This window comes from Cellulomonas carbonis (assembly GCF_014636275.1).
Taxonomy (GTDB): Bacteria; Actinomycetota; Actinomycetes; order Actinomycetales; family Cellulomonadaceae; genus Actinotalea; species Actinotalea carbonis.
Map to the genome: position 1 here is coordinate 442,474 of NZ_BMEB01000003.1, position 26,440 is coordinate 468,913.

Genomic DNA, 26,440 nt, shown 5'->3' on the forward strand with positions numbered 1-26,440 from the left:
ACCCTGTGCCCGCGCCGTCGGGCTCTCGCGCGCGCAACCGCCTCCGAACCGAGTCGCCAGACGTCCACCAGGACGTGACGGGACCGGGTCGGGACGGTTGGCCGGGCCGCCGCCCGCAGCGCGGAACCCCCGTCCGGACAGGTGTCGACGGGTGGAGCCGCGCTCGAACGGGGCGACACGCCCGGACGCGGGGGTCGGTGCGGGACGAAAGATCCTGGGGCCGGGCGAAGCCTGGCCCCCATGACCGGGAACCCCCGGTCGACCAGACGAGCAGTACCGAGAGACACGGAGACGTAGTGCCCACGATCCAGCAGCTCGTGCGCAAGGGGAGGACGTCCAAGGCGTCCTCCTCCAAGACGCCGGCCCTCAAGGGCAGCCCTCAGCGGCGCGGGGTGTGCACCCGCGTCTACACGACCACCCCGAAGAAGCCGAACTCGGCGCTGCGCAAGGTCGCGCGCGTCAAGCTCTCGAGCCAGATCGAGGTCACCGCGTACATCCCCGGTGTCGGCCACAACCTCCAGGAGCACTCGATCGTGCTCGTGCGCGGCGGTCGTGTGAAGGACCTCCCCGGTGTCCGGTACAAGATCATCCGTGGCGCGCTCGACACGCAGGGCGTGAAGAACCGCAAGCAGGCCCGCAGCCGCTACGGCGCCAAGAAGGAGAAGAGCTGATGCCTCGCAAGGGCCCGGCCCCGAAGCGGCCGCTCATCGCCGACCCCGTCTACGGGTCGCCCGTCGTCACGCAGCTGATCAACAAGGTCCTGCTCGACGGCAAGAAGTCGGTCGCCGAGGCGATCGTGTACGGCGCCCTCGAGGGTGCTCGCGAGAAGACCGGCGGGGACCCCGTCGTCGTCCTCAAGCGCGCGCTCGAGAACGTCCGCCCCGCCCTCGAGGTGCGCTCGCGCCGCGTCGGTGGCGCCACCTACCAGGTGCCCGTCGAGGTCCGCCCCGTGCGCTCGACGACCCTCGCGCTGCGCTGGCTCGTCGACTACTCGCGTGCACGTCGCGAGAAGACGATGACCGAGCGCCTCATGAACGAGATCCTCGACGCGAGCAACGGCCTCGGCGCCGCGGTCAAGCGTCGCGAGGACATGCACAAGATGGCCGAGTCGAACAAGGCGTTCGCGCACTACCGCTGGTGACCCCAGCGGGAGGCGCCGCCTCCTGACCCGTACCGAGAAGGGCTTACCGTGGCACTGGACGTGCTGACCGACCTCAAGAAGGTCCGCAACATCGGCATCATGGCTCACATCGATGCCGGCAAGACGACCACCACCGAGCGGATCCTGTTCTACACCGGGGTCAACTACAAGATCGGTGAGACGCACGACGGCGCCTCGACGATGGACTGGATGGAGCAGGAGCAGGAGCGCGGCATCACGATCACGTCGGCCGCGACGACCTGCTACTGGCAGGGCAACCAGATCAACATCATCGACACGCCCGGGCACGTCGACTTCACGGTCGAGGTGGAGCGCTCGCTCCGCGTGCTCGACGGTGCGGTCGCCGTCTTCGACGGCAAGGAGGGTGTCGAGCCCCAGTCCGAGACGGTGTGGCGCCAGGCGGACAAGTACAACGTCCCGCGCATCTGCTTCGTCAACAAGATGGACAAGCTCGGTGCGGACTTCTACTTCACGGTCGACACGATCGTGAACCGCCTCAAGGCCAAGCCCCTCCCGCTGCAGATCCCGATCGGCTCGGAGAGCGACTTCATCGGTGTCGTCGACCTGATCTACCGGCGCGCGCTCACGTGGCGTGGCGAGGTGCAGAAGGGCGAGGACTACACGATCGAGGAGATCCCCGCTGACCTCGTCGAGAAGGCCGAGGAGTACCGCAGCGCCCTCATCGAGGCCGTCGCGGAGGCGGACGAGGAGCTGCTCGAGAAGTACCTGGGCGGCGAGGAGCTGACCGAGGACGAGATCAAGGCGGGCATCCGCAAGCTCACGATCTCGGGCGAGGCCTACCCCGTCCTGTGCGGCTCGGCGTTCAAGAACAAGGGCGTCCAGCCCATGCTCGACGCCGTCATCGACTACCTGCCGACGCCGCTCGACGTCCCGGCAGTCGAGGGCCACGCGGTCGGCGACGAGGAGAAGTCCGTCACGCGGCGCCCCTCGGCCGACGAGCCGTTCTCGGCGCTCGCGTTCAAGGTCGCCGCGCACCCGTTCTTCGGCAAGCTCACCTACGTCCGCGTCTACTCGGGCAAGGTCCCGACGGGCGCCCAGGTCGTGAACTCGACCAAGGGCAAGAAGGAGCGCATCGGAAAGCTCTTCCAGATGCACGCCAACAAGGAGAACCCCGTCGAGGAGGCCACGGCCGGCCACATCTACGCGTTCATCGGGCTCAAGGACGTCACCACCGGTGACACCCTGTGCGACCCGGCGAACCAGGTGGTCCTCGAGTCGATGACGTTCCCCGAGCCGGTCATCGACGTCGCGATCGAGCCGAAGACCAAGGGCGACCAGGAGAAGCTCTCCGTCGCGATCCAGAAGCTCGCCGAGGAGGACCCGACGTTCCGGGTCCGCCTGGACGAGGAGTCCGGCCAGACCGTCATCGGCGGCATGGGCGAGCTCCACCTCGACATCCTCGTCGACCGCATGCGTCGCGAGTTCAAGGTCGAGGCCAACGTCGGCAAGCCGCAGGTCGCGTACCGCGAGACGATCCGGCGCAAGGTCGAGAAGATCGACTACACGCACAAGAAGCAGACCGGTGGGTCGGGCCAGTACGCGAAGGTGCAGATGACCTTCGAGCCGCTGGACTCGGAGTCGGGCGAGCTGTACGAGTTCGTCAACGCCGTCACCGGTGGACGCGTCCCGCGCGAGTACATCCCGAGCGTGGACGCGGGCATCCAGTCCGCCATGGAGCTGGGTGTGCTCGCGGGCTTCCCGCTCGTGGGGATCAAGGCGACGCTGACCGACGGCGCCGCGCACGACGTCGACTCCTCGGAGATGGCGTTCAAGATCGCCGGCTCGATGATCCTCAAGGAGGCGGCCCGCAAGGCGGACCCCGTCCTGCTCGAGCCGATCATGGCGGTCGAGGTCCGTACCCCTGAGGACTACATGGGTGAGGTCATCGGCGACATCAACTCGCGTCGCGGCATGATCCAGTCCATGGAGGACGCGACCGGCGTCAAGGTCGTGCGCGCTCTCGTCCCGCTGTCGGAGATGTTCGGCTACGTCGGCGACCTGCGGTCCAAGACCCAGGGTCGTGCGGTGTACTCGATGCAGTTCGACAGCTACGCCGAGGTTCCTCGGAACGTCGCCGAGGAGATCATCAAGAAGACCCGGGGCGAGTAGTCCCACAGGTCGACCGCACCAGTTCAACCATCAACCTGTAGAGACCCGCACGCCCCGCAGGAGTCGTAAGGCACCTGCACCGTTCGGCACAACTACCCAGTCCGAGGAGGACACCAGTGGCGAAGGCCAAGTTCGAGCGGACCAAGCCGCACGTCAACATCGGGACCATCGGTCACGTCGACCACGGCAAGACGACGCTGACCGCTGCCATCTCGAAGGTGCTGCACGACAAGTACCCCGACCTGAACCCCTTCACGCCGTTCGACGAGATCGACAAGGCGCCGGAGGAGAAGCAGCGCGGTATCACGATCAACATCGCGCACGTCGAGTATCAGACGGAGAAGCGGCACTACGCGCACGTCGACGCGCCCGGTCACGCCGACTACATCAAGAACATGATCACCGGTGCCGCCCAGATGGACGGCGCGATCCTGGTGGTCGCCGCGACGGACGGCCCGATGGCCCAGACGCGTGAGCACGTCCTGCTCGCGCGCCAGGTCGGCGTGCCCTACCTGCTCGTCGCGCTCAACAAGTCCGACATGGTCGACGACGAGGAGATCCTCGAGCTCGTCGAGATGGAGGTCCGTGAGCTCCTGTCGTCGCAGGGCTTCGACGGCGACGACGCCCCCGTCGTCCGCGTGTCGGGCCTGAAGGCGCTCGAGGGCGACCCCACGTGGGTCAAGTCGGTCGAGGACCTCCTCGAGGCCGTCGACGAGTCGGTCCCCGAGCCGGTCCGTGACATGGACAAGCCGTTCCTCATGCCGATCGAGGACGTCTTCACGATCACCGGTCGTGGCACCGTCGTCACCGGCAAGGTCGACCGCGGCAAGCTCGCGATCAACTCCGAGGTCGAGATCGTCGGCATCCGCCCGGCGCAGAAGACCACGGTCACGGGCATCGAGATGTTCCACAAGCAGATGGACGAGGCGTGGGCCGGCGAGAACTGCGGCCTCCTGCTCCGTGGCATCAAGCGTGAGGACGTCGAGCGCGGCCAGGTCGTCGTGAAGCCGGGTTCGATCACGCCGCACACCAACTTCGAGGCCCAGGTCTACATCCTGGCCAAGGACGAGGGCGGCCGTCACAACCCGTTCTACTCGAACTACCGTCCGCAGTTCTACTTCCGCACGACGGACGTCACCGGCGTCATCACGCTGCCCGAGGGCACCGAGATGGTCATGCCCGGCGACAACACCGAGATGTCGGTCGAGCTGATCCAGCCGATCGCCATGGAGGAGGGTCTGGGCTTCGCCATCCGCGAGGGTGGCCGCACCGTCGGCTCCGGCCGGGTCACCAAGATCCTCAAGTGACGTGAACGAGGGCCCGGGCTCGACGAGCCCGGGCCCTCGTCATGCCGCCGCTCGGCCACCCTCGCGGGTGCGCCTGCGGCGTGGTGCAGCGCACAGACGGCGCGATTGGTAATCGCCGCGTGCGTCTGGCACACTGTTCAGGTTGCCCGGCGCCGTTGCGTCCGCTCGTCACCGCCTCGGCGGGGGAGCGAGCCCGGACCGGTGTGCGCGGCAGCCACGTACGAACGACAGACGTTGAGCGGGATGCGCCGGCCACGCGCCGGGTGATCCCCACAGCATCCAACGACCTCGTGCCTTCACGGTGCGCAGCGCGGAGGTGCGTCGCGAGAAGCGACACGCCCGAGTGCGGGGGTCGGACAGACAGCGGTTCGAGAGAGAGAGTCAGACGACGCCATGGCGGGACAGAAGATCCGCATCCGGCTCAAGTCCTACGACCACGAGGTCATCGACAGCTCGGCGCGGAAGATCGTCGACACGGTGACGCGCGCTGGTGCGACGGTCGTGGGTCCGGTGCCGCTGCCGACGGAGAAGAACGTCTTCTGCGTCATCCGGTCGCCTCACAAGTACAAGGACAGCCGCGAGCACTTCGAGATGCGCACGCACAAGCGCCTCATCGACATCATCGATCCCACGCCGAAGGCGGTCGACTCGCTCATGCGTCTCGACCTGCCTGCGGACGTGAACATCGAGATCAAGCTCTGAGGCTCAGGAGATCACGATGACCACGCTTCCCCAGAACGCCAAGCCGATCACGGCTGTGCTGGGCACCAAGCTCGGCATGACGCAGCTGTGGGACGAGGCCGGGCGCCTCGTGCCCGTCACCGTCGTGCAGGTCGGCACCAACGTGGTGACCCAGGTCCGCACCGAGGACGTCGACGGCTACGCCGCCGTGCAGCTCGCCTACGGCCAGATCGACCCGCGCAAGGTGACCCAGCCGCTCAAGGGCCACTTCGAGAAGGCCGGCGTCACGCCGCGCCGTCACGTCGCCGAGATCCGGACGTCGGACGCGAGCGAGTTCTCGCTCGGCCAGGAGATCACCGCCGAGGCCTTCACGGCCGGCCAGCTGGTCGACGTCGTCGGCACCACCAAGGGCAAGGGCACCGCCGGTGTCATGAAGCGCCACGGCTTCGCCGGTGTGGGCGCCTCGCACGGTGCGCACCGCAACCACCGCAAGCCGGGCTCGATCGGCGGCGCCTCGACGCCGTCGCGCGTCTTCAAGGGCCTGCGCATGGCCGGTCGCATGGGCCACGTCCGTCAGACCACCCAGAACCTGACCGTGCACGCGGTCGACGCCGAGAAGGGTCTGGTGCTCGTCAAGGGCGCCGTTCCCGGCCCGAAGGGCGGCGTCGTCCTGGTGCGCACCGCCGCGAAGGGGGCGTGAGCTCACGATGACCACGCAGACCGTCGACGTCCTCGACGCCCAGGGCAAGAAGGCCGGCACCGCCGAGCTTCCTGCCGAGGTGTTCGACGTCCAGACCAACGTCCCGCTCATCCACCAGGTCGTCGTCGCGCAGCTCGCTGCCGCCCGTCAGGGCACGCACAAGACGAAGACCCGTGGTGAGGTCTCCGGTGGCGGCAAGAAGCCCTACAAGCAGAAGGGCACCGGTCGTGCCCGCCAGGGCTCGACCCGCGCGCCGCAGTTCGCCGGTGGTGGCACCGTGCACGGCCCCGTGCCGCGCGACTACAGCCAGCGGACGCCCAAGAAGATGAAGGCCGCCGCCCTGCGCGGCGCCCTGTCGGACCGCGCTCGCGCCGGCCGCGTCCACGTCGTCGAGAGCTTCCTCGGTGCGGACGACCAGCCGTCGACCAAGACCGCTGTCGCGACGCTCACCGCCCTGACCTCGCGCCGCCACGTCCTCGTGGTGCTCGAGCGGGGCGACGAGGGCTCGATCAAGTCGCTGCGGAACCTCGAGCAGGTCCACCTGCTCACGGCCGACCAGCTCAACACGTACGACGTGCTCATGTCGGACGACGTCGTCTTCACGCGCGGTGCGCTCGACGCGTTCCTCACGCGTCCGGCGGGGCGCGCGGCCAAGGCCGTCGCGACCGAGTCCGAGGCGTCCGACCTGGCCGCGGAGGAGACCAAGTGACCACCGTGAACAAGGACCCGCGCGACATCCTGCTGTCGCCGGTGGTGTCCGAGAAGAGCTACACGCTCATGGACGAGGGCAAGTACACGTTCCTCGTGGACCCCCGCGCGAACAAGACCGAGATCAAGATCGCGGTCGAGCAGGTCTTCGGCGTGAAGGTCGACTCCGTGAACACGTCCAACCGCAAGGGCAAGAGCCGTCGGACCAAGTTCGGGCTCGGCAAGCGCAAGGACACCAAGCGCGCGATCGTCACGCTGCGCGAGGGCACCATCGACATCTTCGGCGGACCGGTCGGCTGACGCCGGACCGACGAGACAGAGGGACTGACTCTCCATGGGAATCCGTAAGTACAAGCCGACGACGCCCGGCCGCCGCGGCAGCAGCGTCGCCGACTTCGTCGAGATCACGCGCTCCACGCCCGAGAAGTCGCTGGTCCGCCCGCTGCACAAGACGGGTGGCCGCAACTCCACCGGTCGGGTGACCACGCGCCACCAGGGCGGTGGCCACAAGCGTGCCTACCGCGTCATCGACTTCCGTCGTCACGACAAGGACGGCGTGCCGGCCAAGGTCGCTCACATCGAGTACGACCCGAACCGCACCGCGCGCATCGCGCTCCTGCACTACGCGGACGGCGAGAAGCGCTACATCATCGCGCCCAACAAGCTCTCGCAGGGCGACGTCGTCGAGAACGGCCCTGGCGCCGACATCAAGCCCGGCAACAACCTGCCCCTGCGCAACATCCCGACGGGTACGGTCATCCACGCGATCGAGCTGCGGCCCGGTGGCGGCGCGAAGATCGCCCGCTCGGCGGGCGCGTCGGTGCAGCTCGTCGCGAAGGACGGCCCCTACGCGCAGCTGCGCATGCCGTCCGGCGAGATCCGCAACGTGGACCTGCGCTGCCGGGCGACGGTCGGCGAGGTCGGCAACGCCGAGCAGTCGAACATCAACTGGGGCAAGGCCGGCCGCATGCGGTGGAAGGGCAAGCGCCCGACCGTCCGCGGTGTCGCGATGAACCCGATCGACCACCCGCACGGTGGTGGTGAGGGCAAGACGTCCGGTGGTCGTCACCCGGTGAGCCCGTGGGGTCAGCCCGAGGGCCGCACGCGTCGCCCCAACAAGGCGAGCGACAAGATGATCGTCCGCCGTCGTCGTACCGGCAAGAAGCGCTGAGAAGGAGCCTGACCGATGCCGCGTAGCCTCAAGAAGGGCCCCTTCGTGGACGACCACCTTCAGAAGAAGGTGGACGCCCAAAACGAGAAGGGGACCAAGACCGTCATCAAGACCTGGTCCCGCCGGTCGATGATCACCCCCGAGTTCCTCGGGCACACGTTCGCCGTCCACGACGGCCGCAAGCACGTCCCGGTCTTCGTGACCGAGTCGATGGTCGGCCACAAGCTCGGCGAGTTCGCCCCCACGCGGACCTTCCGCGGCCACGAGAAGGACGACCGGAAGGGCCGTCGTCGCTGACGCGAGTCAGTGACGCAGCTCTTCCCATGACGACACAAGAAGGCAGGACAGCAATGGAAGCCAAGGCGCAGGCGCGGTTCGTCCGCGTCACGCCCCAGAAGGCCCGGCGCGTCGTGGACCTCATCCGTGGCAAGCAGGCCGAGGAGGCCGTCGCGACGCTGAAGTTCGCGCCGCAGGCCGCGGGGGAGACCGTCCTCAAGGTGGTCGAGAGCGCGATCGCCAACGCACGCGTGAAGGCCGACCGCGCGAACGAGGCGTTCGACGCCTCGGCGCTGGTCGTCCAGGCGGCCTACGTCGACGAGGGCCCGACGCTCAAGCGGTTCCGTCCCCGCGCGCAGGGTCGTGCGTCACGGATCCTGAAGCGCACCAGCCACATCACCGTGGTCGTGGCCCCGGTCGAGAAGAAGGAGAGGACCCGATAGTGGGACAGAAGGTCAACCCGCACGGGTACCGCCTCGGCATCACCACCGACCACCGGTCGCGCTGGTTCGCCGACAGCACCAAGCCTGGGCAGCGGTACCGCGACTACGTCCGCGAGGACGTGCAGATCCGCAAGCTCATGTCGACCGGCCTCGACCGTGCCGGCATCGCGAAGGTGGAGATCGAGCGCACGCGTGACCGCGTCCGCGTCGACATCCACACCGCGCGGCCGGGCATCGTCATCGGCCGTCGCGGCGCCGAGGCCGACCGCATCCGCGGCGAGCTCGAGAAGCTCACGGGCAAGCAGGTCCAGCTCAACATCCTCGAGGTCAAGAACGCCGAGCTCGAGGCCCAGCTGGTCGCCCAGGGCATCGCCGAGCAGCTCGCGAGCCGTGTCTCGTTCCGCCGTGCGATGCGCAAGGGCATGCAGTCCGCGCTCCGCGCCGGCGCGAAGGGCATCCGGGTGCAGTGCGCCGGCCGTCTGGGCGGCGCCGAGATGAGCCGCTCGGAGTTCTACCGCGAGGGTCGTGTGCCGCTGCACACGCTCCGCGCGAACATCGACTTCGGCACCTTCGAGGCCCGCACGACGTTCGGTCAGATCGGCGTCAAGGTGTGGATCTACAAGGGCGACATGACGGAGAAGGAGTACGCCCGCGAGCAGGCCTCGGCCGGCCCGCGTGCTCCGCGTGGCCCTCGTGGCGACCGTGGCGACCGTCCCGCCCGTGGCGGCGCGCGTCGTCCCGAGCGCGCCGAGCGCACCGAGGCCCCGGCCGAGGCCGCTGCCCCGTCGACCCCCGCATCGGCCCCTGAGACCGGAACGGAGGCCTGAGCATGCTGATCCCGCGCAGGCTCAAGCACCGCAAGCAGCACCACCCGTCGCGCTCGGGCGCGGCGAAGGGCGGCACCACGATCTCGTTCGGCGACTACGGCATCCAGGCTCTCGAGCCGGCCTACGTCACGAACCGCCAGATCGAGTCCGCTCGTATCGCCATGACCCGTCACATCAAGCGTGGCGGCAAGGTGTGGATCAACATCTACCCTGACCGGCCTCTCACCAAGAAGCCGGCGGAGACCCGCATGGGCTCCGGCAAGGGTTCCCCGGAGTGGTGGATCGCCAACGTCAAGCCCGGTCGGGTCATGTTCGAGCTCGCGGGTGTCCCCGAGCCGCTGGCCCGCGAGGCGATGCGCCGCGCGATGCACAAGCTCCCGATGAAGTGCCGTTTCGTGGTGCGCGAGGGTGGTGGCAACTGATGGCTATCGGTTCGAAGGAGCTTGCTCCGGCCGAGCTCGACGGCATGGACGACGAGACGCTCGTCGCCGAGCTGAAGAAGGCCAAGGAGGAGCTGTTCAACCTCCGCTTCCAGTCCGCGACGGGCCAGCTCGAGAGCCACGGGCGCCTGAAGGCCGTGCGCCGCGACATCGCGCGGATCTACACGATCCTGCGCGAGCGCGAGCTCGGCATCCGTACGGCACCCAGCCCGAGCGCTGAGTGAGCGAGAGGTCACACATGAGCACCGAGAACGCAGCGAAGACCGCTGACGCCACGGCCGAGAGCCGGCCGTACCGCAAGACGCGGCGCGGCTACGTCGTCAGCGACAAGATGGACAAGACCGTCGTGGTCGAGGTCGAGGACCGGGTCAAGCACCCGCTCTACGGCAAGGTCATGCGGCGGACGAGCAAGGTCAAGGCGCACGACGAGGCCAACTCGGCCGGGATCGGCGACCTGGTCCTCATCATGGAGACCCGCCCGCTGTCGGCCACCAAGCGCTGGCGCGTCGTGGAGATCCTCGAGAAGGCGAAGTAGCCCGGTCCCGCCCGGTCGCCCGCGACCGGGCGGTCCGCCGCCCACCACATCCGTTCGGCCAGGCTCGCACTGACGAGAACCGGCACGACGACAGGAGTTCACAGACATGATCCAGCAGGAGTCGCGACTGAAGGTCGCCGACAACACGGGAGCGAAGCAGATCCTCTGCATCCGTGTTCTCGGCGGGTCCGGCCGTCGCTACGCCGGTATCGGCGACGTCATCGTCGCGACGGTGAAGGACGCCATCCCCGGCGGCAACGTCAAGCGGGGAGACGTCGTCAAGGCCGTCGTCGTGCGCACCACCAAGGAGCGCCGCCGCCCGGACGGCTCGTACATCAAGTTCGACGAGAACGCCGCCGTGATCCTCAAGAACGACGGCGAGCCGCGCGGCACGCGCATCTTCGGCCCGGTCGGCCGCGAGCTGCGGGACAAGAAGTTCATGAAGATCATCTCGCTGGCACCGGAGGTGCTCTGACCATGGCCAAGATCAAGAAGGGCGACCTCGTCGTCGTCATCGCGGGCCGCGACAAGGGCAAGCAGGGCCGTGTGCTCGAGGTCGTCAAGGACTCCGACCGCATCATCGTCGAGGGTGTCCAGCGCGTCACGAAGCACACCAAGGCCGGCCAGACCGGTCGCGGCACCCGGACCGGTGGCATCGAGACCGTCGAGGCGCCGATCCACGTCAGCAACGTGATGCTGGTCGACCCGGAGACCAAGAAGGGCACCCGGGTCGGTTACCGCACCGAGGAGATCGAGCGTGACGGCCGCACCCGTTCCGTGCGCGTCCGCGTGGCCAAGCGCTCCGGTAAGGACATCTGATGAGCACTGAGACCGTCACGCGGGCCGTCCCGCGCCTCAAGGCGAAGTACGCGGAGGAGATCCTCCCCGGGCTGCGCGAGGAGTTCGGCCACGAGAACGTCAACCAGGTCGCGCGCGTCGTCAAGATCGTCGTGAACATGGGCGTCGGCGAGGCCGCGAAGGACTCCAAGCTCATCGAGGGCGCGATCCGCGACCTCACGGCGATCACCGGCCAGAAGCCTCAGGTCACGAAGGCCCGCAAGTCCATCGCGCAGTTCAAACTGCGCGAGGGCATGCCGATCGGTGCGCACGTCACGCTGCGCGGCGACCGCATGTGGGAGTTCGCCGACCGCCTCGTCTCGCTCGCGCTGCCGCGCATCCGCGACTTCCGCGGCCTGTCGCCCAAGCAGTTCGACGGGCACGGCAACTACACCTTCGGTCTGACCGAGCAGGTCATGTTCCACGAGGTCGACCCCGACCGCATCGACCGCACGCGCGGCATGGACATCACCGTCGTCACGACCGCGACCACCGACGACGAGGGCCGTTCGCTGCTCCGCCGTCTGGGCTTCCCCTTCAAGGAGAACTGAGCATGGCGAAGACCGCCCTGATCCAGAAGGCGGCGCAGAAGCCGAAGTTCGGTGTCCGCGCCTACACCCGGTGCCAGAAGTGCGGCCGTCCGCACGCCGTGTACCGCAAGTTCGGCCTCTGCCGCATCTGCCTGCGCCAGATGGCGCACCGCGGCGAGCTTCCCGGCGTCACCAAGAGCAGCTGGTAACAACTACGCCGCAGGTCCCCTTGCGCTCCGGTGCGGGGATACCCCGGCGAGGAAGGGCACAAGCCCGATGACGATGACCGACCCCATCGCAGACATGCTCACGCGTCTGCGTAACGCGAACTCCGCGTACCACGACTCCGTGACGATGCCGTACTCCAAGCTGAAGTCGCACATCGCGGAGATCCTCCAGGCGGAGGGCTACATCGCCGGCTGGACCGTCGAGGACGCCCCCGTGGGCAAGAACCTCACGATCCAGCTGAAGTTCGGCCCGAACCGCGAGCGCTCGCTCGCCGGTGTGCGCCGCGTGTCCAAGCCGGGCCTGCGCGTGTACGCCAAGTCGACCAACCTGCCCCGCGTGCTCGGGGGCCTCGGCGTGGCGATCCTGTCCACGTCGTCGGGGCTCCTGACCGACAAGCAGGCCGCCCAGAAGGGCGTGGGTGGGGAAGTCCTCGCCTACGTCTGGTAACCGAGAGACCGAGAGGAGAGAACCATGTCTCGTATCGGCAAGGTCCCCGTCCCGGTCCCGGCCGGCGTGGACGTGACGATCAGTGGTGCCGACGTGACGGTCAAGGGCCCGAAGGGCACCCTGACCCACACCGTCCCGGCACCGATCCAGGTCGCCCAGGAGGACGGCACCCTCGTGGTGACGCGCCCCGACGACGAGCGCGCCTCGCGCTCGCTCCACGGCCTGACCCGCACGCTGCTCGCGAACCTCGTCACCGGGGTCACCGAGGGCTACACCAAGAAGCTCGAGATCGTCGGTACCGGTTACCGCGTGACGGCGAAGGGCTCCGACCTGGAGTTCGCGCTCGGCTTCAGCCACCCGGTGCTCGTCACCGCCCCGGAGGGCATCAGCTTCGCGGTGGAGACGCCGACGAGGTTCTCGGTGAGCGGCATCGACAAGCAGCAGGTCGGCGAGGTCGCCGCGAACATCCGCAAGATCCGCAAGCCCGAGCCGTACAAGGGCAAGGGTGTGCGGTACGCCGGCGAGGTCGTCCGCCGCAAGGCTGGAAAGGCTGGTAAGTAACCGTGGCTATCACCATCCGCGGCAAGGGCAAGGCTGTCGCCCGCGCCCGTCGCCACCTCCGCCTGCGCAAGAAGGTCGTCGGCACGACGACCCGTCCTCGCCTGGTGGTCTCCCGCTCGTCGCGGCACATGGTCGCCCAGGTCGTGGACGACAGCGTCGGCCGCACCGTGGCGTCCGCGTCGACGCTCGAGGCGGACCTGCGTGCCTTCGACGGTGACAAGACCGCCAAGGCCCGTCGGGTCGGCGAGCTGATCGCCGAGCGCGCCAAGGCCGCCGGTGTCGAGGCCGTCGTGTTCGACCGTGGCGGCAACAAGTACCACGGTCGGGTCGCGGCGGTCGCCGACGGTGCCCGCGACGGCGGTCTCGCACTGTGACCGCCCCCCGAGTCCTGTCCGTACGGAAGCAGAGGAAGTACTGATGGCTGCACCGCAGCGCAGCAACACCGGCGCCGCCGGCGGCGGCGGCGACCGGCGCGAGCGTGGCGACAACCGTCGTGGCGACCGCCGCGGCGACGCCGCCGAGAAGAGTGCCTTCGTCGAGCGCGTGGTGACCATCAACCGCGTCTCCAAGGTCGTCAAGGGTGGTCGCCGCTTCAGCTTCACCGCGCTCGTCGTGGTGGGTGACGGCGACGGCACGGTCGGCGTGGGCTACGGCAAGGCCAAGGAGGTGCCCGCGGCGATCGCCAAGGGTGTCGAGGAGGCCAAGAAGAGCTTCTTCCGCGTCCCGCGCATCCAGGGCACCATCCCGCACCCCGTCACGGGTGAGGCCGCGGCCGGCGTCGTCTTCCTGCGTCCGGCTTCGCCGGGTACCGGTGTCATCGCCGGTGGTCCCGTCCGCGCGGTCCTCGAGTGCGCGGGCATCCACGACGTCCTGTCGAAGTCCATGGGCTCGTCGAACGCCATCAACATCGTGCACGCCACGGTGCAGGCGCTCCGCGAGCTCGAGGAGCCCGAGGCCGTGGCCGCGCGCCGTGGCCTGCCGCTCGAGCACGTGACCCCCGCGGCCATGCTCCGGGCACGTGCAGCGGGCGTCGCCGCGAAGGCAGGTGCCTGATGGCCCGGCTCAAGGTGACCCAGACCAAGTCCGCCATCGGCGGCAAGCAGAACCAGCGTGACACGCTGCGGACCCTCGGCCTCAAGCGCATCGGCGACGTCGTCGTCAAGGAGGACCGTCCGGAGATCCGCGGCATGGTCACCACGGTGGCGCACCTCGTCACCGTCGAGGAGGTCGAGTGACCATGGCTGAGAAGAAGAGCGCTGCCGCGACCCCGGCCGCCAAGGGGACCAAGGCCTCCGCCGCGAAGGCGGCCGAGGCGAAGGTCACCAACGCGACCGAGGGCGCCGGTGGCACCCTGAAGCTGCACCACCTGCGTCCGGCCCCGGGCGCGCACACCCGCAAGACCCGTGTGGGTCGTGGTGAGGCGTCGAAGGGCAAGACGGCGGGTCGCGGTACCAAGGGCACGAAGGCCCGGTACCAGGTTCCCGAGGCCTTCGAGGGCGGGCAGATGCCGCTGCACATGCGGCTGCCGAAGCTCCGGGGCTTCAAGAACCCGTTCCGCACCGAGTACCAGGTCGTGAACCTCGCGACGCTCGCGGCGCTCTACCCCTCGGGTGGCGACGTGACGGTCGAGGACCTCGTGGCCAAGGGCGCGGTCCGCAAGAACCAGCCCGTCAAGGTGCTGGGCACCGGTGAGATCGACGTGAAGCTCACGGTGGCGGTCCAGGCGATCTCCGCCTCCGCGAAGGAGAAGATCCTCGCGGCCGGCGGGTCCGTCTCCGAGGACTGACCTGACGCAGGGGCCGGGACGCGCGCAGCGCCCCGGCCCCTGCGCCGTCCCGGGACCCTGCTGGGTTAGGGTTCCAGGCGGCTCCCCGCAGCCGACCACGGCGTCGGTGACGGGCTCGACGACACACCGCCGCTGACGGCGGAGCAGGAGGACAGGTGCTCAGCGCATTCGGCCGGGCCTTCCGGACGCCAGACCTGCGGCGCAAGCTGCTCTTCACCATCGCGATCATGGCGATCTACCGGGTGGGCTCGTTCATCCCGACGCCTGGTGTCGACTACCGCAACGTGCAGGTGTGCGTCGGCGAGTCCGCCGACAACAACCTGCTCGGGCTCATCAACCTCTTCAGCGGCGGCGCGCTGCTGCAGCTGTCGGTGTTCGCGCTCGGGATCATGCCGTACATCACGGCGAGCATCATCGTGCAGCTGCTCCGCGTGGTCATCCCGCGGTTCGAGGCGCTCCACAAGGAGGGGCAGTCCGGCACGGCGACGCTGACGCAGTACACGCGGTACCTGACGATCGGTCTCGCGATCCTGCAGTCGACGACGATCATCACGGTCGCGCGCAACGGCCAGCTGTTCCAGAACTGCTCCGTGCCGGTCATCCCCGACGACACGGTCGCCACGATCCTGCTGATGATCATCACGATGACGGCGGGGACGACGCTCATCATGTGGCTCGGCGAGCGCATCACCGAGCGCGGCATCGGCAACGGCATGTCGCTCCTGATCTTCACCTCGATCGCGGCCACGTTCCCGACGGCGCTCTGGTCGATCGCCGGCGGCGAGAACGGCATCGCCAAGTTCGTCGCGGTGCTCGCCGTGATCATCCTGACGATCGGTCTGGTCGTCTTCGTCGAGCAGTCTCAGCGGCGGATCCCGGTGCAGTACGCCAAGCGCATGGTCGGTCGGAAGATGTACGGAGGCTCGAGCACCTACATCCCGATCAAGATCAACATGTCGGGTGTCATCCCGATCATCTTCGCGTCGTCGCTGCTCGCGGTCCCCGGTCTGATCGCGCAGTTCGCGGACCCGACCGCGGAGTGGGTCATCTGGGTCACCAACAACGTCGTCGACCCGGCGGCACCGCTGAACATCGCGCTCTACATCGTCCTGATCATCTTCTTCGCGTACTTCTACACGGCCATCACGTTCAACCCGGACGAGGTCGCGGACAACATGAAGAAGTACGGCGGGTTCATCCCGGGCATCCGCGCCGGCCGGCCCACCGCCGAGTACCTCGACTACGTCATCACGCGCATCACGGCACCTGGTTCGCTGTACCTCGCCTTCGTGGCGATGGTCGTGCTCTTCGTGTTCATCGCGCTGGGCATCAGCACCACGATCCCGCTCGGCGGCGCGTCGATCCTCATCGTCGTGGGTGTCGGCCTCGAGACGGTCAAGCAGATCCAGTCGCAGCTCGAGCAGCGCCACTACGAAGGGTTCCTCCGTTGAGCCGTCGCATCGTCCTCCTCGGCCCGCCCGGAGCGGGCAAGGGCACGCAGGCAGCGCGCCTCGCCGAGGCTCTCGGTGTCCCGGCGATCTCGACGGGAGACATCTTCCGCGCGAACATCGCCGGGGGGACGGAGCTCGGTCGCACCGCCCAGGGCTACACCTCGCGTGGCGAGCTGGTCCCCGACTCGGTCACCAACGCGATGGTCGCGGCGAGGCTCGACGAGGCCGACGTCGCGGAGGGCTTCCTCCTCGACGGCTACCCGCGCAACACGGCCCAGGTGGCGGAGCTCGACGGGATGCTCTCCGCGCGCGGCCTGACGCTGGACCGTGCGGTCGAGATCACCGCCGACACGGACGTGGTCGTGACGCGCCTCCTGCACCGGGCGACCGTCGAGGGGCGCGTCGACGACACGGAGCCGGTCATCCGGCACCGCCTCGAGGTCTACCGCGAGCAGACGCAGCCGGTCGCCGACGTGTACGCCGAGCGCGGCCTGCTCGCGCAGGTCGACGGGATCGGCGAGGTCGCCGAGGTCACCGAGCGGCTGCTGGCCGCGCTCGAGGGATGACCGTGTTCGGTCGCGACAGGATCGAGTACAAGAGCGCCGAGCAGGTCGCACACATGCGCCGGGCCGGCCTGGTGGTCGCCGACGCTCATGCGGCCGTCCGCGACGCGATCCGCCCGGGCCTGACGACGGCGGACCTCGACGCCGTCGCGGCGGAGGTCATCCGCGCCGCCGGTGCGACGCCGTCGTTCCTCGGGTACCACGGATACCCCGCGACGCTGTGCGTGTCCGTGAACGACGAGGTCGTCCACGGGATCCCCGGCAGCCGCGTGCTCGAGCCCGGCGACGTCGTCTCGGTCGACTGCGGCGCGATCGTCGACGGGTGGCACGGCGACGCGGCGTTCACGGTGGTCCTTCCGGACGCGGACCCTGCTGACGTCGAGCTCTCGCGCGTCACGGAGGACTGCATGTGGGCCGGCATCGCGGCGCTCGCGACGTCGGACCGGCTCGGCGCGGTGGGGGAGGCGGTCGAGGACGTCGTCGACGCGGCCGGCGTGCCGTACGGCGTCGTGCAGGAGTATGTGGGCCACGGGATCGGCAGCGCGATGCACCAGCCGCCCGACGTGCTCAACTACCGCACGCGCGAGAAGGGGCCCCGGCTGCGCGCCGGGATGTGCCTGGCCGTCGAGCCGATGCTCACGCGCGGGTCGCGCATGACGCAGGTCCTCGAGGACGACTGGACGGTCGTCACGGTCGACGGAGCGCGTGCGGCCCACTGGGAGCACACCGTCGCCATCGGGCCCGACGGGATCTGGGTGCTCACCGCGCCCGACGGCGGGGCCGAGCGGCTCGCCGCCCTCGGGGTCACCGTCGCCCCCTGGGAGTGACGCACGGCGCGAGGTCGAGGACCGCGACGGCATCGGCGCGTCGGTTCGTCCCAGGGCGCCGGATGCCGTACGATGGTCCGTCGGGCGCGTGTGTCCGCAACCGGGATCCTGGATCCCGGTGGAACCGCGCCGGAGGACGACCCATCCGGTCCTGATCCGTCGGGTCCAGGGGTCGCAGACATGCATCACGACAGTTAGCGGAGGACATGGCAAAGAAGGACGGTGTCATCGAGATCGAGGGCTCCGTGGTCGAGGCGCTGCCGAACGCGATGTTCCGCGTCGAGCTCGCGAACGGCCACAAGGTTCTCGCCCACATCTCGGGCAAGATGCGACAGCACTACATCCGGATCCTCCCCGAGGACCGGGTGGTGGTCGAGCTGAGCCCGTACGACCTGTCCCGCGGCCGGATCGTCTACCGCTACAAGTAGTCCGTCCCGATCACCAGATCACACCCCGATCGAACTGCCGCCCGTCGCACGCTCGTGCGCGCGTGCGGCGGCGGAGGAACGAGCATGAAGGTCAAGCCCAGCGTCAAGAAGATCTGCGACAAGTGCAAGGTGATCCGCCGGCACGGTCGCGTCATGGTCATCTGCGACAACCTGCGGCACAAGCAGCGCCAGGGCTGAGCCCCGGCGTCCCGGTCCTCGACCGGGCTCGTGCGAGCAGGACAGCAGGACCACCGGCCCCTCGGGGCCGACCAGCGCACGGTCAGCGCGTCGCCCACGGCGCACGCGCAACCCCCGGCTCGGAGGCCGGGGCCCGCAGCAGCGGGAGGACCGTGCGGAAGACCTCCGACGCAGTACAGGAGCACTGAGAATGGCACGTCTCGTCGGCGTCGACCTCCCCCGCGACAAGCGGCTCGAGGTCGCGCTCACCTACATCTACGGCGTCGGGCGCACGCGTGCGCAGGAGACGCTCGCGGCGACGGGCATCAGCCCGGACCTGCGCGTCCGCGAGCTCGGCGACGCCGAGCTCGTCGCGCTGCGCGACCACCTCGAGGGCAGCTACAAGCTCGAGGGCGACCTCCGCCGCGAGGTCGCGGCCGACATCCGTCGCAAGGTCGAGATCGGCAGCTACGAGGGTCTGCGGCACCGCCGCGGGCTGCCCGTGCGCGGTCAGCGGACCAAGACCAACGCCCGCACCCGCAAGGGCCCGAAGCGCACCGTCGCCGGCAAGAAGAAGGCCGGGCGCAAGTAGCCAGCAGTCCGGTGGCGTGAGCCGCGGCTCGCACGAGCGACGCCCTCCGCGCACCGGTCCGACGACCTCAGACCAGGAGAGAAACCGCAATGCCTCCCAAGACCCGTACTGCCGGCTCGGCCCGCAAGCCCCGCCGCAAGGAGAAGAAGAACGTCGCCGTGGGCCAGGCCCACATCAAGAGCACGTTCAACAACACGATCGTCTCGATCACGGACCCCACGGGTGCCGTCATCGCCTGGGCCTCCTCGGGCCAGGTCGGCTTCAAGGGCTCGCGCAAGTCGACGCCGTTCGCCGCCCAGCTCGCCGCCGAGGCGGCCGCCCGCCGCGCGCAGGAGCACGGCATGAAGAAGGTCGACGTCTTCGTCAAGGGCCCCGGCTCGGGCCGCGAGACCGCGATCCGCTCGCTCCAGGCGACCGGCCTCGAGGTCGGCTCGATCCAGGACGTGACGCCCCAGGCGCACAACGGCTGCCGCCCGCCGAAGCGTCGCCGCGTCTGACGACTCCCCGCCGGGTCGGGTCGCCGAACGGCGACCCGACCCCGCACCCGCGCGCGGCCCCGGCCCGCGTCCCGAGGGCACCCGCCCTCCTGCTGGACCCCTGCCGGGTGGACCGAGACCCGCAGGACCCCGTGATGCGTCATATGGCGGACGCACACTGAGAGGACACCCACCGTGCTCATCGCACAGCGCCCCACGCTGACCGAAGAGGTCATCTCCGAGTACCGCTCGCGGTTCGTCATCGAGCCGCTCGAGCCGGGCTTCGGCTACACGCTCGGCAACTCGCTGCGCCGCACCCTGCTCTCGTCGATCCCCGGCGCGGCGGTGACGTCGATCCGCATCGACGGCGTGCTCCACGAGTTCAGCACCATCACCGGTGCCAAGGAGGACGTCACCGAGATCATCCTCAACATCAAGGAGCTCGTCGTCTCCTCGGAGAACGACGAGCCCGTGGTGATGTACCTGCGCAAGCAGGGCCCCGGCACGGTGACCGCGGCGGACATCACGCCGCCGGCCGGCGTCCAGGTGCACAACCCCGACCTCCACATCGCGACGCTCAACGGCAAGGGCAAGCTCGAGATCGAGCTCACGGTCGAGCGCGGCCGCGGCTACGTGTCGGCGCAGCAGAACAAGGCGTACGACGCCGAGATCGGCCGCATCCCGATCGACTCGATCTACTCGCCCGTCCTCAAGGTGACCTACAAGGTCGAGGCGACCCGTGTCGAGCAGCGCACCGACTTCGACAAGCTCGTCGTCGACGTCGAGACCAAGCAGGCGATCGCACCGCGCGACGCGCTCGCGTCCGCTGGCAAGACGCTCGTCGAGCTGTTCGGGCTGGCGCGCGAGCTCAACGTCGAGGCCGAGGGCATCGAGATCGGCCCGTCGCCGACCGACGCGGCGCTCGCCGCGGACCTCGCGCTCCCGATCGAGGAGCTCCAGCTGACGATCCGCTCCTACAACTGCCTCAAGCGCGAGGGCATCCACTCCGTGGGTGAGCTCGTGGCGCGCAGCGAGGCCGACCTCCTGGACATCCGCAACTTCGGTGCGAAGTCCATCACCGAGGTCAAGGAGAAGCTCGCCGGGCTCGGCCTGTCGCTCAAGGACAGCCCGATCGACTTCGACCCCTCGACGGCGGCGTACTACGACGACGCCGACTACACCGAGGACGAGCTGTCCTGACGCCGTGGGGGACACGCGCACCAGTCCGCGTGCCCCGTCGATGAACTACTGAGGAGTACGACATGCCTACGCCCACCAAGGGTCCGCGGCTCGGAGGCGGTCCGGCGCACGAGCGGCTCATCCTCGCCAACCTGGCGACGAGCCTGTTCGAGCACCGCCGCATCACGACCACCGAGACGAAGGCGAAGCGGCTCCGCCCGCTCGCCGAGCGTCTCATCACGTTCGCCAAGCGCGGCGACCTCGCGGCTCGCCGCCGCGTGCTCGCGACCGTCAAGGACAAGGGCGTCGTGCACGAGCTCTTCACCGAGATCGCGCCCGCGATGGCCGAGCGCCAGGGCGGCTACACCCGCATCACGAAGATCGGTCCCCGCAAGGGCGACAACGCGCCCATGGCCGTCATCGAGCTCGTCCTCGAGCCCGTGAGCGCCAAGCAGGCGACGGTCCGCGAGGCGGAGAAGGCCACCAAGAAGGCCGCTGCGCCGAAGAAGGCCAAGGCCGCCCCCGCCGCCGAGGAGCCGGCGGCGGAGGAGACGGTCGAGGAGCCGACGGCTGCCGAGGCGACCGAGGCGCCCGCCGAGGCCGAGGAGGCGCCGACGGCGGACGCCGAGGCGACCGACGAGGCGACCGACGCCGAGGGCACCGAGAAGGCCTGACGCCGCCGCACCACCGACGAGAGGGACCGGAGCCACGTGCTCCGGTCCCTCTTCTCGTCCCGTCGGTGGCCGGGGGCGGTCGCGAGTGCACGGCACGGGGCCGCGCGCGTGGGTAGCGTGACGTCCGTGGAGACGTCGACCCGCACCCTGGGCGGCGGCCGGGACGCCGACGCGCGACGCGCCGGGCCGCTGCCGCCGTCGCTGCCGGTCGTGCTGCTCCACGGTGCGCGGACGTCCGGCACCATGTGGCGCGCCCAGCTCGACGCGCTGGCCCGCGCCGGTCGGACCGCCGTCGCCCCCGACCTGCCCGGCCACGGGCGACGCATGGGTGAGCGGTTCACCGTCGACGGCTCCCTGGAGGCCATCGGGGAGGCGGTCGACGCGGTCGGCGGGCGTGCCGTCGTCGTCGGTCTCTCGCTCGGCGGGTACCTCGGGATCCGGTGGGCGGCCGACCACCCGGACGGCGCCGCGGGGCTGCTGGCGTCCGGGTGCTGCACCGAGCCGGACCGTCGGCTCACCGACGCGTGGCGGCTCGCGGCCGTGGTCATCGGGCGGTTGCCGGACCGCGGCGCACGGCTCAACCAGCTCCTGGTCGACCTCGCGATCCCGGACGACGGCGGTGCCGCGCTCGGCGAGGGTGGCTTCGCGCTCGACGTCATGGTCGACCTGCTGACGGCGATGCGTGCGCTGCGTCCGCTCGACGACCTCTCCCGGGTCCGCTGCCCCGTGCGGTTCGTCAACGGCTCCCTGGACCACTTCCGTCTCCAGGAGCGCGCCTTCCTCGCGGCGGCGCCGGGTGCCGAGCGGGTCCTGGTGGCCGGTGCGACCCACCTCGTCGCGCTGACCCACCCGGTGGCGTACAACCGCGCGCTGCTCGACTTCCTCGACACGGTCGACCCGGCGCGTCCGCACGGCTGAGACGGCGCCGACCGGACGCGCGTGCGGGCGACGTCAGGCGTCGCCGCCGGTCGCCGTCGGTGGGCGCAGGGTCCAGGCGCGCAGGCCGCCCACGATGCCCGCCGAGTTCGGGACGACGACGACGTCGTCCCCGAGGGCCTCGAGGGCGGTCGGGGAGACCCGCCGGCTGTTCCCGCCGCCGAGGTAGAGGCGGTCCCACCGGAACACCGGGCGCAGCCCCTCGACCGCACGTCGGACGCGGCGCGACCAGAGCGCGTCGCCGAGGCGCCGACGCTCGTGCTCACCGAGCCACGCGCGTAGGTCACGCCCCGGCGCACCGGGGCGTGCGAGAGCTCCAGGTGCGGTGCGAGGGCCCCGCCGTCGAAGAGCGCCGAGCCCAGACCCGTACCCAGGGTCAGGACGAGCTCCAGGCCGCTTCCGGTGACGACGCCCGCGCCGTGCACCTCGGCGTCGTTGAGCACGAGCGTCGGCACGCCCAGGGCGTGGGTGAGCGCCGCCGCCATGTCCCTCCCCTCCCACGCCGCGACGAGGTCCGGGTCGACGCGCGTCCGGGGCCCCGCCCTCGTGACGTAGTGCGGGGTCGCGATGACGACGCCGTGGCGGATCATGCCGGGCATGCCGACGGTCGCCCGTCGGGCGGCCGGGAGGTCCCGGGCGATGCCGAGCACGACCTCGACGAGGCGGTCCGGCGGCAGCGGGTACGGCGTCGGCACGCGCACGGCCGGGACGTGCAGGGTCCCCGCGGCGTCGAGGACCGACGCCTTGATGCCGCCTCCGCCGCAGTCCACGGCGAGCGTGAGACCGTCCACCCGCGGAGGCTACTGCCCCGCCGCGGTCGTCGCCGGTCACCCCTGCCCGGTGGCTAGGTTGGGCGCGTGAACGACGCCCTGCTCCGGGTCCGCCTGGACCTCTCGTACGACGGCACCGCGTTCGCGGGCTGGGCGACGCAGCCCGGCCTGCGGACCGTCCAGGGCACGCTCGAGTCGGCACTCGGGACGGTCCTGCGCTGCGCGCCGCCGCGGCTCACGGTCGCGGGCCGGACCGACGCGGGCGTCCACGCGCGGGGTCAGGTCGCGCACGTCGACGTCGAGCGCGACGCGTGGGAGGCGGTGCGCGGACGGATGACCGGCCCGCCGGGCGCCGTGCTCGTGCGGCGGCTCGCGGGGGTCCTGCCGCCGGACGTCGTCGTCCACGCGGCCGCGCCCGCGCCCGACGGGTTCGACGCGCGGTTCTCGGCGCTGCACCGCCGCTACGCGTACCGGCTCGCCGACGACGTGAGCCGTGTGGACCCGCTGCGCCGGTCGCACGTCGTCCGGCACCGTCTCCCGCTCGACGCCGTCGCGATGAGCGAGGCGGCCGGCTCCCTGGTCGGCCGGCACGACTTCGCCGCGTTCTGCCGGCCGCGGCCCGGCGCGACGACCATCCGGACGCTCCAGGTGCTCGACGTGTCGCGACCGCAGCACGGCCCGGACGAGGGGCTCGTCGTCGCCGTCGTCCAGGCGGACGCGTTCTGCCACTCGATGGTGCGGGCGCTCGTCGGCGCGCTCGTCGCGGTGGGGGAGGGGCGCCGCGAGCAGGGGTGGCCGGCCGAGCTCCTCGCGGGGCGGGTGCGGGACGGCGCGGCCGTCGTCGCGCCGGCGCACGGGCTGACGCTCGAGGAGGTCGCGTACCCGGCGGCGGAGCGGCTCGCCGAGCGCGCCGAGGCCACGCGCGCGCGGCGTCGTGCCGAGGAGGCGACGGGGACGGCCGAGGACGGCTGACGCTCCGCCGCCGTCCGATGACGACGGGTCGCCCGCGATCGCGACCGACCCGCCGCCTGCGACGGCGACCGACCGTCCGCCTGCGATGCGAACCGGCCGTCCGCCCGCGACGGCGACGCCCCCCCCGGACGCCCCCCCCGGACGCGCGCGAGGCCGGTCCCCGCGGGGACCGGCCTCGCGTCCGGCGCGTCAGAGCCCGGACTCGTCCTCGTCGATGACGTGCACCGCCGCCTCCTCGGCCGTCGCGCCGGAGCCCGCGATGCCGACGTCGGTCGCCATGGTGCTCGACGTGGGCTCGCCGGTCGCGGCGGCCTCGTCGGCCGCGAGCCGGCCGGCGCGGTCGGCCTCGCGCGCGCCGGCGACCGGCTCGTCCTGCGCGTCCCACACCTCGGGCTCCTCCTGCGCGAGCTTGTCGTCGAGGCGCTCGCCGAGGGCCTGGTCCAGGTGCGTCTCGAGCCGGTTGCCCGTGGGGTGCTCGGGCGGCGAGTAGCCCTCGTCGAGGACGCTGTCGACCCCGCGGTCGAGCAGGGTGTCGTCCTGCTGCAGCTGGTTGGTGTCGCCCTCGGCGGCCGTCTCCGGGTCCGGGGAGGTGGCCGTGGTGTCGCCGTAGTCGCTCGTGCTCATGCCGTCCACGGTGGCACCGGGTGCCCGGTCGTGCATCCGCAGCGCGGCCCCGGCGGGCCGCGCGGGGCCAGCGCGCGCTCCGCCGTGGGTGCGTGCGCCGCAATGTCGTCGCGGCACGCCCCGACGACGCGTCAGACTCCTCGCATGGGTCATGTCGACATCCAGGACGTGGGCTACGTGCTGCCCGACGGCAGGCCGCTCCTGGCGGGCGTGAGCCTCCGCGTGGCCGACGGCGCGCGGACCGCGCTCGTGGGCCCCAACGGCGTCGGCAAGTCCACGCTGCTGCGGCTCGTCGTCGGGGACGAGGCACCGCACTCGGGCGTGGTCGCGCGGAGCGGGAGCATGGGCGTCATGCGCCAGATGGTGGGGCGCATCGACGACGACCGCTCCGTCCGCGACCTGCTCGCGGACCTCGCACGCCCGGCCGTGCGCGACGCGGCCGTCGAGCTCGCCGCCGCCGAGCTGGCGATCATGGAGGTCGACGACACGCCCGCGCAGATGCGCTACGCCCAGGCCCTCGCCGACTGGGCCGACGTGGGTGGGTACCAGGCCGAGGCGGACTGGGACCAGGTGACCGACGCCGTCCTGTCGCTGCCCTTCGAGCGGGCGCAGCACCGCGAGGTGCGCAGCCTGTCGGGCGGGGAGCAGAAGCGCCTCGTCCTCGAGGCCCTGCTGCGGGGCCCCGACGAGGTCCTCGTGCTCGACGAGCCCGACAACTACCTCGACGTGCCCACCAAGCGGTGGCTCGAGCGCGAGCTGGTCGCGTCCCCCAAGACGGTGCTCTTCGTGAGCCACGACCGCGAGCTGCTGTCCCGCACCGCGACGCACGTCGCGAGTCTCGAGCCGACGGCCGTCGGGTCCCGCGCCTGGGTGCACGGCGGGGGGTTCGCCACCTTCGGCGCGGCCCGCGCCGCGCGCCGGGAGCGGCACGAGGAGCTGCTGCGACGGTGGGAGGAGGAGCGCACGCAGCTGCGCCGGCTGGTCGAGGACCTCAAGGTGCGGGCCAAGTTCAACGACGGCATGTCGTCGCGCTACCAGGCGGCGAGGACGCGCCTGCGCAAGTTCGAGGAGGCGGGGCCGCCGGCCGAGCTCGCGCGCGAGCAGGACGTGCGGGTCCGGCTCCGCGGCGGCCGCACCGGCCGACGCGCCGTGGTCGCCGAGGGCCTCGCCGTCACGGGGCTCCTCGAGCCGTTCGACCTCGAGGTGTGGTTCGGCGAGCGCGTCGCGCTGCTCGGGTCGAACGGGTCGGGCAAGTCGCACCTGCTGCGCCTGCTCGCCGCGGGCGGCACGGACCCCGAGCCCGACCAGCGGCCCGTGGTCCCCGTCGCACCCGTGCCGCACACCGGCCACGTGCGCCTCGGCGCCCGGGTGGTCCCCGGCTGGTTCGCGCAGAACGACACCCACCCCGAGCTGGCCGCCCGGACGCTGCTCGAGATCCTGCACGAGGGCGACGGGCGCCGGGCCGGGATGGGCCGCGAGCAGGCCAGCCGGGCGCTCGACCGGTACGAGCTCGTGGCCGCGGCGGAGCAGCCCTACGGGACGCTCTCGGGCGGTCAGCAGGCGCGCCTGCAGATCCTCCTCCTCGAGCTCTCGGGCGCGACGCTGCTGCTGCTCGACGAGCCGACCGACAACCTCGACCTGCACTCGGCCGAGGCGCTCGAGCACGGGCTCGAGCGGTTCGAGGGCACGGTCGTCGCGGTCACGCACGACCGCTGGTTCGCGCGCGGCTTCGACCGGTTCCTCGTGGTCGACGCCGACGGCGGAGTCCGCGAGCACCCCGAGCCCGTGTGGGACGTCGAACGGGTCCGGCGCGCCCGGTGACGGTGCACGCGTGCCGGCGGGCGGTGTCGTCGGGGGGCGGCGGCGTCCCCGGGGACCGGCGCGGAGCACCCGGACTGCGTCTGCGCCTACCAGGTTTTGACCCCTCAGGCCGCGTGCGGGTACTCTGGCGTGTCGTTGTGCGTACCCGCGCGCCGTGACCGCCCCTGAGGGTCGGTCGAGC

The 26,440-nt window shown here is 70.7% G+C and carries 38 protein-coding genes and 1 pseudogene; 37 read left to right on the forward strand and 2 right to left on the reverse strand.

The features are described from left to right. Positions 1-296: 296 nt before the first annotated feature. From rpsL to IEV86_RS12190, 35 genes are all read left to right on the forward strand, one after another. Positions 297-671 carry a 30S ribosomal protein S12 gene (rpsL, locus tag IEV86_RS12020; protein WP_043605544.1) on the forward strand — a complete coding sequence of 125 codons (375 nt, stop codon included), beginning with the start codon at positions 297-299 and terminating at the stop codon, positions 669-671. After that, positions 671-1,141, forward strand: a complete 471-nt coding sequence (rpsG, locus tag IEV86_RS12025) for a 30S ribosomal protein S7 (protein WP_034223459.1) — start codon at positions 671-673, stop codon at positions 1,139-1,141. The genes rpsL and rpsG overlap by 1 nt, the downstream gene beginning before the upstream one ends. A 48-nt stretch (positions 1,142-1,189) precedes the next feature. Then, complete coding sequence (gene fusA / locus IEV86_RS12030; protein WP_043605541.1) at positions 1,190-3,292, forward strand: elongation factor G; 2,103 nt, start codon at positions 1,190-1,192, stop codon at positions 3,290-3,292. 116 nt (positions 3,293-3,408) lie between these two features. Then, positions 3,409-4,599, forward strand: coding sequence for an elongation factor Tu (gene tuf / locus IEV86_RS12035; protein WP_043605539.1), 1,191 nt, complete (start codon positions 3,409-3,411; stop codon positions 4,597-4,599). Between the two features lie 393 nt (positions 4,600-4,992). Next, positions 4,993-5,301: a 30S ribosomal protein S10 gene (rpsJ, locus tag IEV86_RS12040; protein WP_012867945.1), complete on the forward strand. Its 309-nt coding sequence runs from the start codon at positions 4,993-4,995 to the stop codon at positions 5,299-5,301. Between the two features lie 16 nt (positions 5,302-5,317). Beyond that, complete coding sequence (gene rplC / locus IEV86_RS12045) at positions 5,318-5,980, forward strand: 50S ribosomal protein L3 (RefSeq protein ID WP_043605527.1); 663 nt, start codon at positions 5,318-5,320, stop codon at positions 5,978-5,980. A 7-nt stretch (positions 5,981-5,987) separates the two neighbouring features. Beyond that, positions 5,988-6,689 carry a 50S ribosomal protein L4 gene (rplD, locus tag IEV86_RS12050; RefSeq protein WP_043605525.1) on the forward strand — a complete coding sequence of 234 codons (702 nt, stop codon included), beginning with the start codon at positions 5,988-5,990 and terminating at the stop codon, positions 6,687-6,689. Further along, positions 6,686-6,988 carry a 50S ribosomal protein L23 gene (gene rplW, locus IEV86_RS12055; protein WP_043605523.1) on the forward strand — a complete coding sequence of 101 codons (303 nt, stop codon included), beginning with the start codon at positions 6,686-6,688 and terminating at the stop codon, positions 6,986-6,988. The genes rplD and rplW overlap by 4 nt, the downstream gene beginning before the upstream one ends. Before the next feature lie 34 nt (positions 6,989-7,022). Further along, positions 7,023-7,859, forward strand: a complete 837-nt coding sequence (gene rplB / locus IEV86_RS12060; protein ID WP_043605521.1) for a 50S ribosomal protein L2 — start codon at positions 7,023-7,025, stop codon at positions 7,857-7,859. 15 nt (positions 7,860-7,874) lie between these two features. Next, entirely contained in the window at positions 7,875-8,156 is a 282-nt protein-coding gene (gene rpsS, locus IEV86_RS12065) for a 30S ribosomal protein S19 (protein ID WP_043605520.1), read from the forward strand. Between the two features lie 53 nt (positions 8,157-8,209). Further along, positions 8,210-8,578, forward strand: coding sequence for a 50S ribosomal protein L22 (gene rplV / locus IEV86_RS12070; protein ID WP_043605518.1), 369 nt, complete (start codon positions 8,210-8,212; stop codon positions 8,576-8,578). Then, positions 8,578-9,405, forward strand: coding sequence for a 30S ribosomal protein S3 (rpsC, locus tag IEV86_RS12075; protein ID WP_043605517.1), 828 nt, complete (start codon positions 8,578-8,580; stop codon positions 9,403-9,405). Before rplV ends, rpsC begins: the two co-directional genes overlap by 1 nt. A 2-nt stretch (positions 9,406-9,407) precedes the next feature. Beyond that, the gene (gene rplP / locus IEV86_RS12080) at positions 9,408-9,827 is read left to right on the forward strand and encodes a 50S ribosomal protein L16 (protein ID WP_043605516.1); all 420 of its coding nucleotides are present in this window, start codon (positions 9,408-9,410) and stop codon (positions 9,825-9,827) included. Beyond that, positions 9,827-10,069, forward strand: a complete 243-nt coding sequence (gene rpmC / locus IEV86_RS12085; RefSeq protein ID WP_043605515.1) for a 50S ribosomal protein L29 — start codon at positions 9,827-9,829, stop codon at positions 10,067-10,069. The genes rplP and rpmC overlap by 1 nt, the downstream gene beginning before the upstream one ends. 14 nt (positions 10,070-10,083) lie before the next feature. Next, the gene (gene rpsQ, locus IEV86_RS12090; RefSeq protein WP_043605513.1) at positions 10,084-10,380 is read left to right on the forward strand and encodes a 30S ribosomal protein S17; all 297 of its coding nucleotides are present in this window, start codon (positions 10,084-10,086) and stop codon (positions 10,378-10,380) included. A gap of 106 nt (positions 10,381-10,486) precedes the next feature. Beyond that, a complete protein-coding gene (rplN, locus tag IEV86_RS12095) occupies positions 10,487-10,855 on the forward strand; it encodes a 50S ribosomal protein L14 (protein WP_035056152.1) in 369 nt (122 codons plus the stop codon). 2 nt (positions 10,856-10,857) lie between these two features. Further along, positions 10,858-11,199 carry a 50S ribosomal protein L24 gene (rplX, locus tag IEV86_RS12100; protein ID WP_043605510.1) on the forward strand — a complete coding sequence of 114 codons (342 nt, stop codon included), beginning with the start codon at positions 10,858-10,860 and terminating at the stop codon, positions 11,197-11,199. Next, positions 11,199-11,768 (forward strand): 50S ribosomal protein L5, encoded by a 570-nt coding sequence (gene rplE, locus IEV86_RS12105; RefSeq protein WP_043605508.1) that lies wholly within the window; start codon positions 11,199-11,201, stop codon positions 11,766-11,768. Before rplX ends, rplE begins: the two co-directional genes overlap by 1 nt. A gap of 2 nt (positions 11,769-11,770) precedes the next feature. Beyond that, positions 11,771-11,956 (forward strand): type Z 30S ribosomal protein S14, encoded by a 186-nt coding sequence (locus IEV86_RS12110; RefSeq protein WP_043605506.1) that lies wholly within the window; start codon positions 11,771-11,773, stop codon positions 11,954-11,956. Between the two features lie 67 nt (positions 11,957-12,023). Then, positions 12,024-12,422 carry a 30S ribosomal protein S8 gene (gene rpsH / locus IEV86_RS12115; protein WP_043605504.1) on the forward strand — a complete coding sequence of 133 codons (399 nt, stop codon included), beginning with the start codon at positions 12,024-12,026 and terminating at the stop codon, positions 12,420-12,422. Between the two features lie 24 nt (positions 12,423-12,446). Continuing rightward, on the forward strand, positions 12,447-12,983 hold the full coding sequence (gene rplF, locus IEV86_RS12120; protein ID WP_043605503.1) for a 50S ribosomal protein L6: 537 nt from the start codon (positions 12,447-12,449) through the stop codon (positions 12,981-12,983). A 2-nt stretch (positions 12,984-12,985) separates the two neighbouring features. Continuing rightward, positions 12,986-13,357, forward strand: a complete 372-nt coding sequence (rplR, locus tag IEV86_RS12125) for a 50S ribosomal protein L18 (protein ID WP_043605501.1) — start codon at positions 12,986-12,988, stop codon at positions 13,355-13,357. A 43-nt stretch (positions 13,358-13,400) separates the two neighbouring features. Further along, positions 13,401-14,036, forward strand: coding sequence for a 30S ribosomal protein S5 (gene rpsE, locus IEV86_RS12130; protein WP_043605499.1), 636 nt, complete (start codon positions 13,401-13,403; stop codon positions 14,034-14,036). Next, positions 14,036-14,218 carry a 50S ribosomal protein L30 gene (gene rpmD, locus IEV86_RS12135; protein WP_043605497.1) on the forward strand — a complete coding sequence of 61 codons (183 nt, stop codon included), beginning with the start codon at positions 14,036-14,038 and terminating at the stop codon, positions 14,216-14,218. The genes rpsE and rpmD overlap by 1 nt, the downstream gene beginning before the upstream one ends. A gap of 2 nt (positions 14,219-14,220) precedes the next feature. Further along, the gene (gene rplO, locus IEV86_RS12140; RefSeq protein WP_081978665.1) at positions 14,221-14,769 is read left to right on the forward strand and encodes a 50S ribosomal protein L15; all 549 of its coding nucleotides are present in this window, start codon (positions 14,221-14,223) and stop codon (positions 14,767-14,769) included. Positions 14,770-14,924: 155 nt separating this feature from the next. After that, the gene (gene secY, locus IEV86_RS12145; protein WP_043605495.1) at positions 14,925-16,220 is read left to right on the forward strand and encodes a preprotein translocase subunit SecY; all 1,296 of its coding nucleotides are present in this window, start codon (positions 14,925-14,927) and stop codon (positions 16,218-16,220) included. Beyond that, positions 16,217-16,786 carry an adenylate kinase gene (locus tag IEV86_RS12150; protein WP_043605493.1) on the forward strand — a complete coding sequence of 190 codons (570 nt, stop codon included), beginning with the start codon at positions 16,217-16,219 and terminating at the stop codon, positions 16,784-16,786. The genes secY and IEV86_RS12150 overlap by 4 nt, the downstream gene beginning before the upstream one ends. Before the next feature lie 2 nt (positions 16,787-16,788). Beyond that, the gene (map, locus tag IEV86_RS12155; protein ID WP_043605558.1) at positions 16,789-17,610 is read left to right on the forward strand and encodes a type I methionyl aminopeptidase; all 822 of its coding nucleotides are present in this window, start codon (positions 16,789-16,791) and stop codon (positions 17,608-17,610) included. A gap of 206 nt (positions 17,611-17,816) precedes the next feature. After that, entirely contained in the window at positions 17,817-18,038 is a 222-nt protein-coding gene (infA, locus tag IEV86_RS12160) for a translation initiation factor IF-1 (RefSeq protein ID WP_012867920.1), read from the forward strand. 84 nt (positions 18,039-18,122) lie between these two features. After that, positions 18,123-18,236: a 50S ribosomal protein L36 gene (gene rpmJ, locus IEV86_RS12165; RefSeq protein ID WP_003956441.1), complete on the forward strand. Its 114-nt coding sequence runs from the start codon at positions 18,123-18,125 to the stop codon at positions 18,234-18,236. A 190-nt stretch (positions 18,237-18,426) separates the two neighbouring features. After that, positions 18,427-18,807 carry a 30S ribosomal protein S13 gene (gene rpsM, locus IEV86_RS12170; RefSeq protein WP_043605491.1) on the forward strand — a complete coding sequence of 127 codons (381 nt, stop codon included), beginning with the start codon at positions 18,427-18,429 and terminating at the stop codon, positions 18,805-18,807. A gap of 89 nt (positions 18,808-18,896) precedes the next feature. Continuing rightward, positions 18,897-19,304 carry a 30S ribosomal protein S11 gene (rpsK, locus tag IEV86_RS12175; RefSeq protein WP_043605490.1) on the forward strand — a complete coding sequence of 136 codons (408 nt, stop codon included), beginning with the start codon at positions 18,897-18,899 and terminating at the stop codon, positions 19,302-19,304. A gap of 174 nt (positions 19,305-19,478) precedes the next feature. Beyond that, on the forward strand, positions 19,479-20,483 hold the full coding sequence (locus tag IEV86_RS12180; protein WP_043605489.1) for a DNA-directed RNA polymerase subunit alpha: 1,005 nt from the start codon (positions 19,479-19,481) through the stop codon (positions 20,481-20,483). A 62-nt stretch (positions 20,484-20,545) separates the two neighbouring features. After that, positions 20,546-21,136, forward strand: coding sequence for a 50S ribosomal protein L17 (gene rplQ, locus IEV86_RS12185; RefSeq protein WP_043605488.1), 591 nt, complete (start codon positions 20,546-20,548; stop codon positions 21,134-21,136). 126 nt (positions 21,137-21,262) lie between these two features. Continuing rightward, positions 21,263-22,054, forward strand: a complete 792-nt coding sequence (locus tag IEV86_RS12190; RefSeq protein ID WP_229734621.1) for an alpha/beta fold hydrolase — start codon at positions 21,263-21,265, stop codon at positions 22,052-22,054. A gap of 33 nt (positions 22,055-22,087) precedes the next feature. Here IEV86_RS12190 and IEV86_RS12195 read toward each other — a convergent pair. Continuing rightward, positions 22,088-22,863 (reverse strand): annotated as a pseudogene (locus IEV86_RS12195) (ROK family protein). A gap of 66 nt (positions 22,864-22,929) precedes the next feature. On the opposite strand from IEV86_RS12195, the gene truA reads away from it, so the two are divergent. Further along, positions 22,930-23,814 (forward strand): tRNA pseudouridine(38-40) synthase TruA, encoded by an 885-nt coding sequence (gene truA, locus IEV86_RS12200; protein ID WP_188484678.1) that lies wholly within the window; start codon positions 22,930-22,932, stop codon positions 23,812-23,814. 189 nt (positions 23,815-24,003) lie between these two features. Here the strand turns inward: truA and IEV86_RS12205 are convergent, their stop codons facing one another. Next, positions 24,004-24,438, reverse strand: a complete 435-nt coding sequence (locus IEV86_RS12205; protein ID WP_188484679.1) for a DUF5709 domain-containing protein — start codon at positions 24,436-24,438, stop codon at positions 24,004-24,006. Between the two features lie 144 nt (positions 24,439-24,582). Here IEV86_RS12205 and IEV86_RS12210 point away from each other — a divergent pair, with 144 nt between their 5' ends. Further along, positions 24,583-26,259, forward strand: a complete 1,677-nt coding sequence (locus tag IEV86_RS12210) for an ATP-binding cassette domain-containing protein (RefSeq protein ID WP_043608854.1) — start codon at positions 24,583-24,585, stop codon at positions 26,257-26,259. Positions 26,260-26,440 lie beyond the last annotated feature (181 nt).